At 47.5% G+C, this 13,816-nt stretch carries 13 protein-coding genes and 3 tRNA genes; 11 read left to right on the top strand and 5 right to left on the bottom strand.

The genetic code is table 11. The features are described 5' to 3' along the window. Positions 1–370: 370 nt before the first annotated feature. The 5 genes from alr (at position 371) to ACX9NY_RS16595 (ending at position 7,567) form a co-directional block, all read left to right on the top strand. Entirely contained in the window at positions 371–1,558 is a 1,188-nt protein-coding gene (alr, locus tag ACX9NY_RS16615; protein WP_472473863.1) for an alanine racemase, read from the top strand. A gap of 260 nt (positions 1,559–1,818) precedes the next feature. Then, positions 1,819–2,100 (top strand): CopG family ribbon-helix-helix protein, encoded by a 282-nt coding sequence (locus ACX9NY_RS16610; protein WP_017690037.1) that lies wholly within the window; start codon positions 1,819–1,821, stop codon positions 2,098–2,100. 3 nt (positions 2,101–2,103) lie between these two features. Continuing rightward, positions 2,104–2,454, top strand: a complete 351-nt coding sequence (locus ACX9NY_RS16605; RefSeq protein ID WP_024630714.1) for a type II toxin-antitoxin system PemK/MazF family toxin — start codon at positions 2,104–2,106, stop codon at positions 2,452–2,454. A 234-nt stretch (positions 2,455–2,688) separates the two neighbouring features. Beyond that, on the top strand, positions 2,689–4,878 hold the full coding sequence (locus ACX9NY_RS16600; protein WP_342572191.1) for an alpha-galactosidase: 2,190 nt from the start codon (positions 2,689–2,691) through the stop codon (positions 4,876–4,878). Between the two features lie 469 nt (positions 4,879–5,347). Next, positions 5,348–7,567: a Tex family protein gene (locus tag ACX9NY_RS16595; protein WP_339240369.1), complete on the top strand. Its 2,220-nt coding sequence runs from the start codon at positions 5,348–5,350 to the stop codon at positions 7,565–7,567. Positions 7,568–7,747: 180 nt separating this feature from the next. On the opposite strand, the gene cmpA is transcribed toward ACX9NY_RS16595, so the two are convergent. Next, positions 7,748–7,891: a cortex morphogenetic protein CmpA gene (gene cmpA / locus ACX9NY_RS16590; RefSeq protein ID WP_017690033.1), complete on the bottom strand. Its 144-nt coding sequence runs from the start codon at positions 7,889–7,891 to the stop codon at positions 7,748–7,750. A 180-nt stretch (positions 7,892–8,071) separates the two neighbouring features. Continuing rightward, positions 8,072–8,428, bottom strand: a complete 357-nt coding sequence (locus ACX9NY_RS16585; RefSeq protein ID WP_339240370.1) for a hydrolase/acyltransferase — start codon at positions 8,426–8,428, stop codon at positions 8,072–8,074. Positions 8,429–8,547: 119 nt separating this feature from the next. Here ACX9NY_RS16585 and ACX9NY_RS16580 point away from each other — a divergent pair, with 119 nt between their 5' ends. The 3 genes from ACX9NY_RS16580 (at position 8,548) to ACX9NY_RS16570 (ending at position 9,273) form a co-directional block, all read left to right on the top strand. Further along, positions 8,548–9,009, top strand: a complete 462-nt coding sequence (locus tag ACX9NY_RS16580; RefSeq protein ID WP_036669054.1) for a SprT family protein — start codon at positions 8,548–8,550, stop codon at positions 9,007–9,009. 93 nt (positions 9,010–9,102) lie between these two features. Further along, positions 9,103–9,178, top strand: a tRNA-Asn gene (locus ACX9NY_RS16575). A 6-nt stretch (positions 9,179–9,184) separates the two neighbouring features. Then, positions 9,185–9,273: transfer RNA gene (locus ACX9NY_RS16570), tRNA-Ser, on the top strand. 110 nt (positions 9,274–9,383) lie between these two features. Here ACX9NY_RS16570 and ACX9NY_RS16565 read toward each other — a convergent pair. Further along, entirely contained in the window at positions 9,384–10,082 is a 699-nt protein-coding gene (locus ACX9NY_RS16565; RefSeq protein ID WP_472473859.1) for an ArsR/SmtB family transcription factor, read from the bottom strand. 127 nt (positions 10,083–10,209) lie between these two features. On the opposite strand from ACX9NY_RS16565, the gene ACX9NY_RS16560 reads away from it, so the two are divergent. Then, complete coding sequence (locus ACX9NY_RS16560) at positions 10,210–10,857, top strand: flavin reductase family protein (protein ID WP_339242956.1); 648 nt, start codon at positions 10,210–10,212, stop codon at positions 10,855–10,857. 95 nt (positions 10,858–10,952) lie between these two features. Next, positions 10,953–11,624, top strand: a complete 672-nt coding sequence (locus ACX9NY_RS16555; RefSeq protein ID WP_342572194.1) for an MgtC/SapB family protein — start codon at positions 10,953–10,955, stop codon at positions 11,622–11,624. 66 nt (positions 11,625–11,690) lie between these two features. Here ACX9NY_RS16555 and ACX9NY_RS16550 read toward each other — a convergent pair whose 3' ends face one another. Next, the gene (locus ACX9NY_RS16550) at positions 11,691–12,587 is read right to left on the bottom strand and encodes a Cof-type HAD-IIB family hydrolase (RefSeq protein WP_472473857.1); all 897 of its coding nucleotides are present in this window, start codon (positions 12,585–12,587) and stop codon (positions 11,691–11,693) included. A 4-nt stretch (positions 12,588–12,591) separates the two neighbouring features. Continuing rightward, positions 12,592–13,368: a DeoR/GlpR family DNA-binding transcription regulator gene (locus ACX9NY_RS16545; protein ID WP_472473855.1), complete on the bottom strand. Its 777-nt coding sequence runs from the start codon at positions 13,366–13,368 to the stop codon at positions 12,592–12,594. A 306-nt stretch (positions 13,369–13,674) separates the two neighbouring features. On the opposite strand from ACX9NY_RS16545, the gene ACX9NY_RS16540 reads away from it, so the two are divergent. Continuing rightward, a tRNA-Glu gene (locus ACX9NY_RS16540) sits at positions 13,675–13,746 on the top strand. The last annotated feature ends 70 nt before the right edge of the window (positions 13,747–13,816 follow it).

Here is a 13,816-nt window from a genome sequence, read left to right as displayed (position 1 = left end):
TTGCATAAACATAAGGAATGCTAAGAAGCATCGGAGACCCGTTCTCCGGTGCTTTGTTTGATGAGAGACAGGTATTTATCTGGAACCATTTTTCCTGCTCCATCATCCAATAATGCAAAATGCGCTTCTATGCAGAGGGAACCGGGTAAATAATCGATATAAGCAGCTCTTTGATGGGATGAAAAGTGAAATTATACCCTGTCAATCTCGCTTATCGGTCTTCTTCTGTATTCACATTGGTTCCTCAAACGGCGCGCCTTGCACCTGTTTTTGAATGTGAAACTTCGGTTCATTTGACAGTCACATGCAGGAGCATTACGATGGAGTCTGACGTGAGCCGGATTAAGATGATTAGAGAAGGTGACTTAACGTGCAAGGACAATATCGGCCGACCCAAGCGGACATCAATTTGGATCATTTGTGTACTAACGTAGAAGCTTTCCGCAAGGCATTGCCTCAGGGCATGAAATTCCTCGCCTGTGTGAAGGCCAATGCTTATGGGCACGGAGCGGTGGAGATGGCCAGAGAACTGGAACGAGTGGGTGTGGATTACTTAAGTGTTGCTTTTCTTGACGAAGCTCTGGAACTGCGACAACATGGGATTACGATTCCAATTCTGGTGTTGGGTTATACGCCGCCTGAAGGGATCGATGCTGCATGGAAACATGATGTGACCATCACGCTGTTCAGCAGGGAAGTGCTTGACGCCATTCGACATCTGGATGCGAGCACATTCGCTAACAAACTGAAGGTTCATATTAAAATTGACAGCGGTATGGGCCGATTAGGTCTATTACCTGGCGATGAGGCATTGGCTTTCATCCAGGAAGTAGCTTCGCTTAATCAGGTGATGCTGGAAGGCATGTTTACCCATTTTGCCAGAGCGGATGAAGAAGACAAAACCTATACACTGGAGCAGTATCGACGGTTCCAAGGCGTGGTTCATGCGCTCAGGGATCAGGGATGTTCCATCCCGATTATACATACGGCGAACAGCGCCGCTGCCATTGATACACCTGAATTGTCTTATGATATGGTACGTGTGGGAATAAGCCTGTACGGACTGTATCCTTCGGCTGAGGTGAATCATCAGGTGGTGAAGCTGTCCCCGGTATTGACGCTGAAGACGAAAGCGGTTCTGGTCAAAACACTGCCACCCCATTGGGGGATCAGTTACGGAACCCGTTATTTTACGCAAGGGTACGAACGAATAGCGACCCTGCCAATCGGATATGCAGACGGATACTCAAGAATGCTGACAGGTAAAGCACAAGTGCTTGTACGCGGCAGCCGCGTCCCTGTCGTCGGTACAATCTGCATGGATCAGTGTATGGTGTCGTTACAATCTTTCGCAGAAGAAGCGGAAGAAATTCAAGTCGGCGAAGAGGTTGTCCTCATCGGTCATCAGTCTGGTGGTGTTATAACCGCAGACGAGGTGGCATCCCAGCTCGGTACGATTGCTTATGAAGTGATCTGCATGATGGCGCACCGCATTCCACGGGTATATACCCGTGGGGGAGCAGTAGTCGCCAAAATTAATCCACTTTTGACATCCTGACAGGTAAACTGGACGTCATTACCAATAAACTTTTTTTCAGAACAGAAGGAAAACTGTCGGAGCATCTCGAATGTTGTATGACAGTGAGGATTTAATTCCTGAATTGAGATGTTTGGTCTGTACGAATATTGTTCCCCGTGTTTATAATGGAGTACAGCATACTTGATATACTCGGGGCATATATATTCCTTTGTATAAAAGTTCTGGAAAAACGTAATACTGGTTCACAATGGCGAAAGGTTTGTGGGGGTGGAAGAAAGGTGGCCAACTTGCAGAACACCAAGCGGATCATGATCAGTTTACCTGATTATCTTTTGCAGGAAGTGGATGGCATCGTAGCGCTGGAGAATTCCAACCGCAGCGAATTGATTAGGCAGGCTATGAAGCTGTATTTAACGGAGCGTAAGAAACGTTACATCCGTGAAACGATGCAGCGAGGGTACATGGAGATGGCAAAAATTAATCTGACCATGGCATCCGAAGCCTTTCATGCGGAGGAAGATGCGGACAGCACTCTGGACCGCTTAGTTAGCGGGGTGTAGACATTGATCGTAAAACGTGGTGACGTTTTTTTTGCGGATCTTTCTCCCGTTGTCGGTTCCGAGCAAGGTGGAGTCAGGCCGGTTCTGGTGATCCAGAATGATATCGGCAACCGGTTTAGTCCAACTTGTATTGTGGCGGCTATCACCGCCCAGATCCAGAAGGCAAAGCTGCCAACGCATGTTGAAATTGATGCGGCGGCTCATGGCTTTGACCGGGACTCGGTTATTTTGCTCGAACAAATACGGACGATCGATAAGCAGAGGCTGACTGATAAGATTACCCATCTGGACGAGGAGACCATGAAATTGGTCAACGAAGCCTTGCAGATCAGCCTGGGATTAATCGATTTTTAGGCAGTAACCAGCGTTTTGTACGCTGCCCTGCTGTCCGTTGGCAATGGATGTTCCTGTAAGGGAACACACTGAATTCAGACTGTAACCAAAAGAGCGTATGACATCCTTCGGGCTGTTGTACGCTCTTTTGATTAAAGCTTGATGAAAGCGTAGAACATTGGCGATCTTTTCGCTATAATGAAACCTGAGAAACCGTTTACCCGAAAGACCTATATATAGAGGTGGAGGAGACATATGAGCATTTACATCAATCAGGAGAAACTTCAATTTCATTTACAGACCCGTGAGGCCAGTTACGTATTTCAGGTACTGCCTTCAGGATATTTGGTGCATTTGTATTATGGCAAAAAATTACGCGACACCGATCTGAGCTGGTTGCATGTACGGACAGAACGAGCGTCCTTTAGCCCTAACCCGGTGCCAGAGGATCGTACGATCTCCTTCGATACGTTGCCAGTGGAATTGCCAGTGTATGGCACGAGTGATTTCCGTAACCCTGCAATCCAATTGGAACTTGAGAATGGCTCAACGGTTTCGGAGTTTACGTATACAGGTCATCGATTGGTCAAAGGAAAGGCAGCACTTACCGGACTGCCAGCAACATACGTTGAATCCGATGACGAAGCAGAGACGTTGGTTATTGAGCTGGAAGACCGCGTCGCTGGTATCAAGATCGAGCTTTCTTATACAGCCTTTACGGCATTTAATGCAATTACACGCTCCATGCGTATCGTGAATGAGAGCGCTACCGCTGTGAATGTAGTGCGTGCGCTCAGTTCTTCTGTCGATTTCCCGCATGCGGATTATGAATTGTTGCAATTGTCAGGGGCTTGGACACGGGAACGTGATATCGTGCGCAGACCGCTTGCGTCAGGCCTGCAAGGCATCGAGAGTCGTCGCGGTTCAAGCAGTCACCAGCAAAATCCATTTATTGCGCTGATGACACCAGGTACGGATGAAGATCAAGGTGAAGTCTACGGATTCAGTCTCGTCTATAGTGGTAGCTTCACCGCACAGGCTGAAGTGGATCAGTTCCACACCACCCGTGTATCGCTTGGGATCAACCCGTTCGAGTTCAGCTGGAAGCTGGAGCCACAGGAAGCTTTCCAGACACCTGAGACCGTTATGGTGTATTCGGCTGCAGGTTTGGACGGCATGTCACAGTCTTACCACGAATTGTATCGGGAGCGTCTGGCACGCGGCAAATTCCGCAATGCGGAGCGCCCGGTACTGGTTAATAACTGGGAAGCGACTTACTTTGGTTTCAATGCGGACAAGATTGAACAGATTGCTCGCGCTGGGCAGAAGCTGGGTATTGAGCTGTTTGTTCTGGATGATGGCTGGTTTGGACACCGGGACAGTGATAACTCCTCGCTGGGTGACTGGATTGTCGATAAAAACAAATTGCCACAGGGGCTGGATGATCTGGCAAACCGCGTAACAGGTCTGGACATGCAGTTCGGACTGTGGTTTGAGCCTGAGATGATCTCACCAGACAGTGAGTTATATCGTGCGCATCCGGACTGGTGTCTTCATGTTCCTGACCGTCGCCGGACAGAAGGACGTCAACAATTGGTGCTCGACTTCTCTCGTCAGGATGTACGTGATGAGATCGTGCGCATGTTAACAGACGTACTTGGTTCTGCACCAATCACTTATGTGAAATGGGATATGAACCGCAATATGACGGAAGTGGGTTCCGCATTGCTTCCGGCAGACAGACAGCGTGAGACTGCGCACCGTTACATGCTCGGATTGTATGACGTTATGGAACGAATCACTTCGGCGTTCCCGAACATTCTGTTCGAGAGCTGTTCAGGTGGTGGTGGCCGCTTCGATCCAGGTATGCTCTATTACATGCCACAGACGTGGACAAGTGATAACACGGATGCGATATCCCGTCTGCGGATTCAATATGGTACCAGTCTTGTGTATCCGGTGAGCTCCATGGGATCGCATATCTCGGCGGTACCGAATCATCAGGTGAACCGGATCACTTCTCTTGAGATTCGGGGACATGTGGCGATGTCGGGCAACTTCGGGTATGAGCTGGACCTGACGAAATTCACGGAGGAAGAGAACGACATCGTGAAAGCCCAGGTTGAGCTGTACAAGGAGATCCGTGGAACGGTGCAATATGGAACGTTCCGTCGCTTGCTCAGTCCGTTTGAAGGCAATGAGACGGCGTGGATGTTTATTGCACCAGACGGAAGTGAAGCGGTTGTATTCTACTTCCGTGTGCTCTCCGAGCCTAATGCGCCTCTTCAGCGCCTGAAGCTGAAAGGATTGGACCCGAATGCGGATTATCGTCTGAAAGGCGGATCAGAGACCTTTACCGGCGATGCCTTGATGTATGGCGGTATTTCGGTAGGCAGTGCATCAGGAGACTATCTGAGCGAACTGTTCCGCTTTGAACGCGTCTAGATAAGTGAACTACAATTTATTTACACGGGTACTACGATGACAGAATAACCTTCCAATCACTGTTATCCCCAGATTTTTTGATTCCCTTTCTCAAAGGGAAAATCCGGAGATAAAGGCGAACGCTTCGCTTTTTCAGGTTTTTTCTGTCCTCTCCGTCATAGTGTAAATGAGTAGTTTCACTTATTAGATTGCTATTGTATATAGAGTTTTTAAACAAGGGAGGATCGAGGAGCGTCGTGATGACGTTTTTCGGTCTTTTTTTGCCGTAATGGGGAAGGCTGGAGGATGACATCATTCTGTCAGAACTTGTATGCTTGCGGATTGATGGAAATCTGGATGTGATTTTGTGATAATATAGGATAGAGTGGAAAAAACAAATGGTTCAACTATACTGTAATTACAGCAGCAAAGCTGCCCTGAAATGATTGTAACGAACGATTCAGATTCAGGAAGGAAAGAGGGATTTATTTTGTCTGAACAGGAAACGGTTCTGGAACCCAATGAAGAAACAATAAAGGCAGAACGCCATGAACGAATCATCAAACAGGTAGCCAAGGAACTGTCACTGTCCTTGAAGCAGGTCCGTACGACATCGGAGCTTCTGGACGAAGGCAATACGATTCCATTTATCGCCCGCTACCGTAAAGAAATGACTGGAGAGCTGGATGAGAACCAGCTGCGATTGATTGAAGAACGCATTGTCTATCTGCGCAATCTTGAGGATCGCAAATTGGAAGTCATCCGTATTATAGAGGAACAGGGCAAGCTGACCGGAGAACTGAAGAATTCCATTACCCAGGCTGTGAAGCTGCAGGAAGTGGAAGATTTGTATCGTCCGTTCCGTCAGAAACGGAAAACGCGTGCAAGCGTGGCTAAGGAAAAAGGTCTTGAGCCCCTTGCTGTATGGATCTGGGGTCAACCGAAGCAAGGCAATGTACTCCAGGAAGCTGCGAAATATATCAATGCTGAACTGGGCGTAGAAGATGCGGAGTCGGCACTTCAGGGAGCCAAAGACATTCTTGCTGAGAACATCGCAGACGATGCTGCCATTCGTGCATGGATTCGTCGGTACACCTTGGATCACGGAATGCTGACTTCAGAAGCGAAGGATGCTCAAGAAGAGTCCGTGTACGAGAATTATTATGATTACCGTGAACTGGCCAAAAAGATGCCTCCACACCGAATTCTCGCGATTAATCGCGGGGAACGTGAGAATATTCTGAAAGTTGGCCTGGACGTACAGGCAGAACCGGCCCATCGTCATATGGAAGGACAGATCATTCGTGGTGCTTCTGCCGTGCAGGATATCCTGCGTGATGTGATTGAAGATGCATACAAGCGGCTTATTGCGCCTTCCATCGAGCGTGAAGTTCGTGGAGAACTGACGGAAAAAGGCGAAAATCAGGCCATCTCGGTATTCTCGGCCAATCTGCGTAATCTGTTGCTTCAACCACCGATTCATGGCAAACGTGTGCTGGGTGTCGATCCTGCCTATCGTACGGGCTGTAAACTGGCTGTCGTAGATGATACGGGCAAGCTGCTGGAAGTGGCTGTGACCTATCCAACGCCACCACACAACAAGAAACGTGAAGCTGCGGAAGTATTCCACCGCATGATCAAGCAATATGATATCGGACTGATCGTCATTGGTAATGGTACCGGATCTCGTGAAACGGAGCAGTTTGTTGCGGAGATCATTCAGGAGAACGGTGATGAAAGTCTGGTGTATCTGATTGTTAACGAAGCAGGGGCGAGTGTGTATTCTGCATCCAAACTGGCCCAGGAAGAGTTCCCGGATCTGGATGTTGCGGAGCGCAGTGCAGCTTCCATTGCACGCCGGGTACAAGATCCGCTTGCGGAGTTGGTTAAGATTGATCCAAAAGCTATTGGTGTGGGGCAATATCAGCATGACGTTTCCCAGAAGGTTCTGGAAGAAAGCCTGAAGGCTGTCGTCGAATCTGCAGTTAACCATGTCGGTGTGGACGTGAATACGGCTTCACCTTCGTTGCTGTCATATGTGGCTGGAGTTAACGCTACGATTGCCAAGAACATTGTGAAGTACCGTGAAGAGAATGGCCGGTTTACGAACCGCCGTCAGCTTCAGAAAGTGCCGCGTCTGGGTGCCAAAACCTATGAGCAGTGCGTAGGCTTTATGCGGATTGGTGAGGGTGAGAATCCATTGGATCGTACACCAATTCACCCGGAGTCCTACAAGGTTGTGGATCAGCTGTTTAAGGAGCTTCAGGTTGCACTGGACAAGCTCGGTAGCAAGGAACTGTCGGTGTTACTGTCCGAGCAACAGCCGGAGCAACTGGCTGTGAAACTGGACGTAGGTGTGCCTACATTGCGTGACATTCTGGACAGCTTGCAGCGTCCGGGTCGTGACCCGCGTGAGGAGATGCCGTTGCCAATCTTCCGTACAGATGTATTGAAAATTGAGGATCTGGTGGAAGGCATGGAGCTGCAAGGTACAGTTCGGAACGTTATTGATTTTGGTGCCTTTGTTGATATTGGGATTAAGAGTGATGGGCTTGTCCATATCTCACAGCTCAGCAACGGATATGTTAAACATCCGATGGATGTTGTATCTGTCGGGGATAATGTAACGGTGTGGGTCATGAATGTGGATACCAAAAAAGGCCGTGTCGGCCTTACGATGAAGAAGCCTGCTTCTGCGCAACAGTCTTAATAAGCAACAGAATTGGAGAACAGCCTTCCCTGAACAGGGAAGGCTGTTTGTTGTCGACAGTAATAGTCCCGTTGTCCGTTCTAATTCCTCTGATAAGTACGGTGGGAATATGTGCATTTTCTTAAAGTGCGTGTTCTAAAGGCCATCCTTCATAATCCAAAGCAGACTTTAGGAAACCTTTTAAAGTTCGTTCTCTGCACTGCGTGGTGTGCCATTTGCTGGTTTGTTGCGATAAAAGAACCAGCATTCGTTCAGCAACTTGATTTGGCGGCTATCCTTTTTGTGAAATGCACGCATCAGTTGATTGCAAAGCCATTGAGGCAAGGGTATCTCCTCCTCTTGCATAATTCATCTGTACGTTAGCATATGTGGCAATAGCCTGGACTGTGCGGCTTAAGTGAGGAGCTCCGCCAAATCATTATCTTAATCGCCAAAAAGCACAATTCCCAATGCTGGGAGTTGCGCTTCTTGAACTTGTCATTTTAAAATGATACCTCAGATGAATTAGAGAGCTTCCATCTCTTCTTCATACCATTGTTCCAATTGAGCCTGGAGCGCCCGGATTTCAGTAAGCAAGGAAATCAAGGGATAATGGCTCTCACGTAGTACTGCAAAAGATTCTTCAAGCGCATTGATATAATCAAGGCCGCCGATGATGGTAAGATTTTCGTTCAGAAGATCGAGGTTGTCACATTCGGCGATTGCCCAAGGCAGGACAGGGACATCTGCTGCCGTGAGTTTATCTATCTCCTTGTGAAGGCGCAGATTGAGCGCGCTAAGTTGATAGGCGTAATCCGCCGGCATTTCCACGAACTGCAATTGTTGTTCCTGCTGCAGGATGACATAGCGCATTGTAGGCATAACGAGTAATAATCTCCCCTCATACATTCTACTTGACAGTGTAGCCTACGAAACGGTTAAAATTCAAGTATTATGCCGGAAAAACAAATGCTCCGAGGGGGTGCAAGGAGAGGACACCGATGGAAAATGAGGAGTTGCAACAGTGGATTGAACAGGTATCACTGGATCATTTCGGAGTACCGTTCACCCATGAAGCGTTGTTTAACAGTCGTCTGACCACGACGGGAGGGCGTTATATGCTCAAAAGTCACCGGATTGAGATCAATCCGCATCAACTCGAAGCCTACGGGCGAGATGAGGTTGAAAAAATTATCAAGCATGAGCTGTGCCACTATCATCTGCATATTCGTGGACGCGGCTATCAGCATCGTGACCCGGAATTCAAGGCTTTATTGCAGAAGGTGGGCGGTTCGCGTTACTGTCAATCTCTGCCTGATGGCAAAGGCAGAAAGCCGCTACCTTATCGTTATAAGCTGGTGTGCAAAAGCTGTGGGACGGAATATTTGCGCAAACGGAAAATAGATCCGAAGCGTTACCGGTGTGGTCGTTGCGCGGGAAAGCTGGGCCTTCAGAATATCTGATGTGAGTATCATTCAATGTATTGGAGAAAGTGATGGAAGGCATGTTGACTTGGATTATTAATCATGATAAATTAATCTTATTCAAGTTAATTTTCCCTGATAGCTCAGTTGGTAGAGCACTCGACTGTTAATCGAGTTGTCACAGGTTCGAGCCCTGTTCGGGGAGCCATTTCTTGGAGAGATACCCAAGTGGCTATAAGGGGACCCTCTGCTAAGGGGTTAGACTGCGTAAGCGGTGCGAGGGTTCGAATCCCTCTCTCTCCGTTCTGATTTAACCCAAAATCCCCTTCACATTTGACCGGATAACGGTTCAGTGTGAAGGGGATTTTTTGCGTTCTCATCTTGGAGTATCCTTCGTATATTTTTCTGTATCGCTAAAGTGAAATATCCAGCACCTCGTATAAACCTTTCTTGCCTGCTTCCGTTACTTCGACAGAGCGACTTCCTGTTTTTTGACGAATCCAGTCCAGTTCCGATAATCGATGTCTGAGTTGTTCCCCAAGCATGCCTGAGAGATGATGACGGCGTTCGCTCCAATCCAGACATTTGCGAGCGATGGCACGGCGTGATCCTGGCTTAATCTGAAGTTTAATTCCAAACGTAGTGAACCACTGTGTTCCTTTCACTGTAACTTGATAATCCTTGCTGTGTGCCTCTTCGGGCTCTTCAAGATAACCCTTCTGTAGTAAGGCTTCACAGAGCGAGATTCCCAATTTCCCGGCCAGATGCCCATAACAGGTCCGTGCATAACTCAGTTGTTGAAGCTGATTGGATTGTTTGAGAGAGCGGATCTGTACAGGCGGAGCAATACTGGCCATGGTTTCAATCAGATTAGCAATTTCCTTGTTTGCAAGACGGTAGTATCGGTGACGGCCTTGCTGTTCAACTTCCAGTAATCCTCCCTCTACGAGTTTGGCGAGATGACTGCTTGCCGTCTGGGGCGTGACACCTGCCATATGAGCAAGCTCTCCTGCGGGCAACGCCCGGCCATCCAGTAAGGATGACAGAAAAATGGAGCGACTTGGATCAGCGATTAACGACGCAATAACAGTGATATTCGGGTATACATTCATACTTCGATCATATCTGAACTATTACTGTATTACAATTCGGTTGTATCGTCCCATACGGATCAGACGAAGCTTATAAACGAATGGATTGGAACAGGAGAGGTACAAAATGAACAAGGTGAACAAGATAATGAAACCGGAGGCTGCTACTGGGCAGCTGAACAAAAATTCCACAGTGGTACGACATGAAACGATTAATCCCAGTATTTTATATTATGGTACCCCTGTATTGCTGCTAAGTACATTAAACGAGGATGGGTCAACCAACGTGTCTCCACTGTCCTCATCCTGGGCGCTGGGGGACTGTCTGGTGCTAGGTATAGGTACACAGGGGAAAGCCTATGAAAATCTGATTCGACATCCGGAGTGTGTGATTAATTTACCAGATGCGACCATGTGGAGACAGGTTGAGGCATTAGGCCGTTATACGGGAGTTAACCCGGTTCCTGAGGAGAAAAGGCAGATGGGCTATGAATATTGTCATGATAAATTCACTGTAGCTGGACTGACATCCGAATGCTCGGTTCAGGTGGCTCCAGATAAAATAGTCGAATGTCCGCTCCAGATTGAAGCGGCTGTACAACACATACGCATTCCCGAACATACACCGTTCATGGCGATTGTGGAAGTGAAAGCGTTGAAGGTGCATGCGCACACACGACTGATATCTGGACCAAACAAGATTAATCCAGAAGAATGGCATCCGCTGATCTATAATTTCAGACATTATTTCGGATTGGGAGAGAGACAAGGGAGCAATTTTCGGTCAGAGAATTGAACTGAGTGGAATTTCAACTTATGTAGTCAGTGAAAGATTGGGTAATAGTAAAGATAGCAAATGTAAGCATATACATAGTAAAAGAGGTGATGTGCATGGAATTGGAATATTTGATGCGTGTACTCATAGCTGGAATATGTGGTGTGTTAATCGGATATGAGCGCAAGAATCGAATGAAAGAGGCGGGAATTCGTACTCATTTTGTAGTCGCTGTCGGCGCGGCCCTGATGATGATTGTATCGAAGTATGGATTCCAGGATCAGGCGGGCTGGGCCAATCTGTCGCTTGATCCATCAAGGATTGCGGCACAGGTCGTTAGCGGTGTGGGGTTCATTGGAGCAGGCATGATCTTCACACAGCGCCACACGGTCAGGGGATTGACCACAGCGGCTGGCATATGGGCTACGGCAGGCATGGGACTTGCTGTCGGTTCAGGTCTGTATTGGACAGGTGCAGGCGTGACACTGCTTATTGTCGTAGCACAGATGTTACTGCATAGGCCCACACGCTGGCTGGTATCCGCTCGAACAGAGACGTTAACCATCCATCTGCAGAATGAGGGAGAGGCCCTGAAACGTGTTTTGGCACTGCTGGGGCAAGAGAAAATCTCGGTCATCGGATTTAAGACAGAACAGCATTCAAGCACAGACTCCATAGAAGAGACTGTGCTTGAGTTTACGTTGCAACTGCCGGGTTCATATCGGGGCGAGCAACTGATTATTTTGTTACAGGACGTGCCTCACGTTCGATCTGCTGAGTTGAAATGAAACGAAGAGAAGCTGCATGGATCAACAGGCGACCATGCAGCTTCAGTATTTAATTCCGTTGCGGGATTACAGTCCTTCTCCAACAATCGTTTCCGGACGGGAGACCGGTCTACCTTCAAGCAGGCACTCAATGGCATGTGCAACGCCGTTCTCCACATTGGTCAGCGTTATGGCTTTGGCTAATGCCTGGATTTCGGGTTCGCCATTACCCATGGCGATGCCGAGTCCTGCCATTTTTAACATGGAGACATCGTTGAAGTTATCCCCGATCGCTGCTGTATCTTCCATGGAGATGTTCAGGTGAGCCGCCAGTTTGGTGAGAGCATTCCCTTTGGATACGTCCGGGTGCTGCATTTCGAAGTTGTGCTCAAAGGATACAACCATAGCGACATCCGTTCGGGAAGCGAAGTGTTCTCGTCCTGTTTTTACTTTGTCCGGATTCATAGAGAAGGCCATAATATTATAGATATAGGCTTCTGCCGGAATTTCGAGGTGGCTGTTTACCCGGTGGTAGTCTTTTTTTTGATAATGTTTCTTAATGCCCCGAATCATGCGTGCAATGTCCTCACCAGGGTTCGAACCAAGAACACGTTCCATCTCTGCGAGCAAGGTTTCATGACTGCTAAGTGGGGCATAGATGCCTTGTTGCGTTGAAGCTTCATAATAGACATCATGATCTTCCAGCCACTGCATGACGGAAGCAGCTGTGTCACGCTCAAGCGGAAGATGGAATAGACGTTCGCCGTCTGCATCATGAATCGTGGCTCCGTTAGAGCCGATAATTGGGGTTTTGATCCCGCCTTCGCGGCTGATGGTCACCACATCGGAATAGACGCGTCCTGTAGCAATGGTAACTTTCATACCGGATTGCTGGGCCTTTTGGATGGCTGCGGCATTCTCCGGGCTAATCTGGCTATCTCTGTTCAACAAAGTTCCATCTAAATCTGTGGCAAATAATTTCATATATTTACAACTCCTTATCTTCTGTCGGTTCAGGAATGAGAATCTCAACCTGTTGTTCGGCTAGAAAAACAAGCCATTCTTGGGTTGGCCATTGATCCGTAATCAATACATCCACCAATGACCAGTCAGCAAAACGATAACCATATCGTTTATCAAACTTGGATTGATCTGCAAGAACAATGACTTTCTTGGCAGCTTTCATCATTTGATGTTTAATTTTACCTTCCTCTTCGGAAGCACTGAAGCCGTCCATAGTGATACCGCCAATTCCGATAAAGGCTTTATCTACATAATAGTGGGAAAGTGTCTCGATCACAGAGGTACCATAGACATAACGTTGTTCCTTATCCACTTTGCCACCGAGCAAACGAATCTGGACAGCCGTGTGATTGGAGAGAAGATCAGCGGAATGAATCGAATTGGTAATGACGGTACAGGATTTGCCGTTCAAATTCTCGGCACAAGCCTGCACGGTCGTGGAAGAATCCAGAATAATGATCTCGCCTTGTCTTACTATAGCGGCAGCGAGTTTGCCAATGGCTCTTTTTTCCTCAGATACATCGAGTAAACGGTCTTTGTAGGATCTGAACTTTTGCGGAGGAGGGGGGAGAATTGCACCGCCACGTGTTCGAATGATGGCATCCTGTTCCTCAAGCTTGATCAGATCCCTGCGAGCGGTATCCCGTGATACATCAAACAAAGTGACAATATCATCAGCTGAGATGCGATTGTGTTTGTGAAGATGTTCAACAATGAGCTGCATTCGTTCTTCTTGAAACAAACATGTCACCTCCAAGGGTATGGATGACCGTACTTATCATGATACTTTAATTATAAGTATTCCTAATGTGATTTGCAATATTATAAGTCAACGTAAGGCTTTGTAAGTTTTTTAATGAGGAATTTACTTTTTCCCCGTACAGGTGTGACATTGGCGTGCATGTGGAGGTCGACTAAAATGCTCTATGAAGAACAGTTTGAAATGGACAAAAAAGCCTGGAAAATAAATTTTAAAAAAAGTATTGCAAGTTTAAATTGTCCTGTGGTATACTCATTCTTGTCGCCAAGAAAGACAACTTGTTATTAAGGCCCGTTGGTCAAGGGGTTAAGACACCTCCCTTTCACGGAGGTAACAGGGGTTCGAATCCCCTACGGGTCATATCTTCACCACCTCATGAGATTTATATTTTCGATGAGAAATCCTCAAAGTCAATGCTCTTATAAACAAG

The organism is Paenibacillus sp. CB74 (assembly GCF_055687625.1).
Note: the sequence above shows the minus strand (reverse complement) of the source record. Positions and strands in the feature narration are given on the sequence as shown.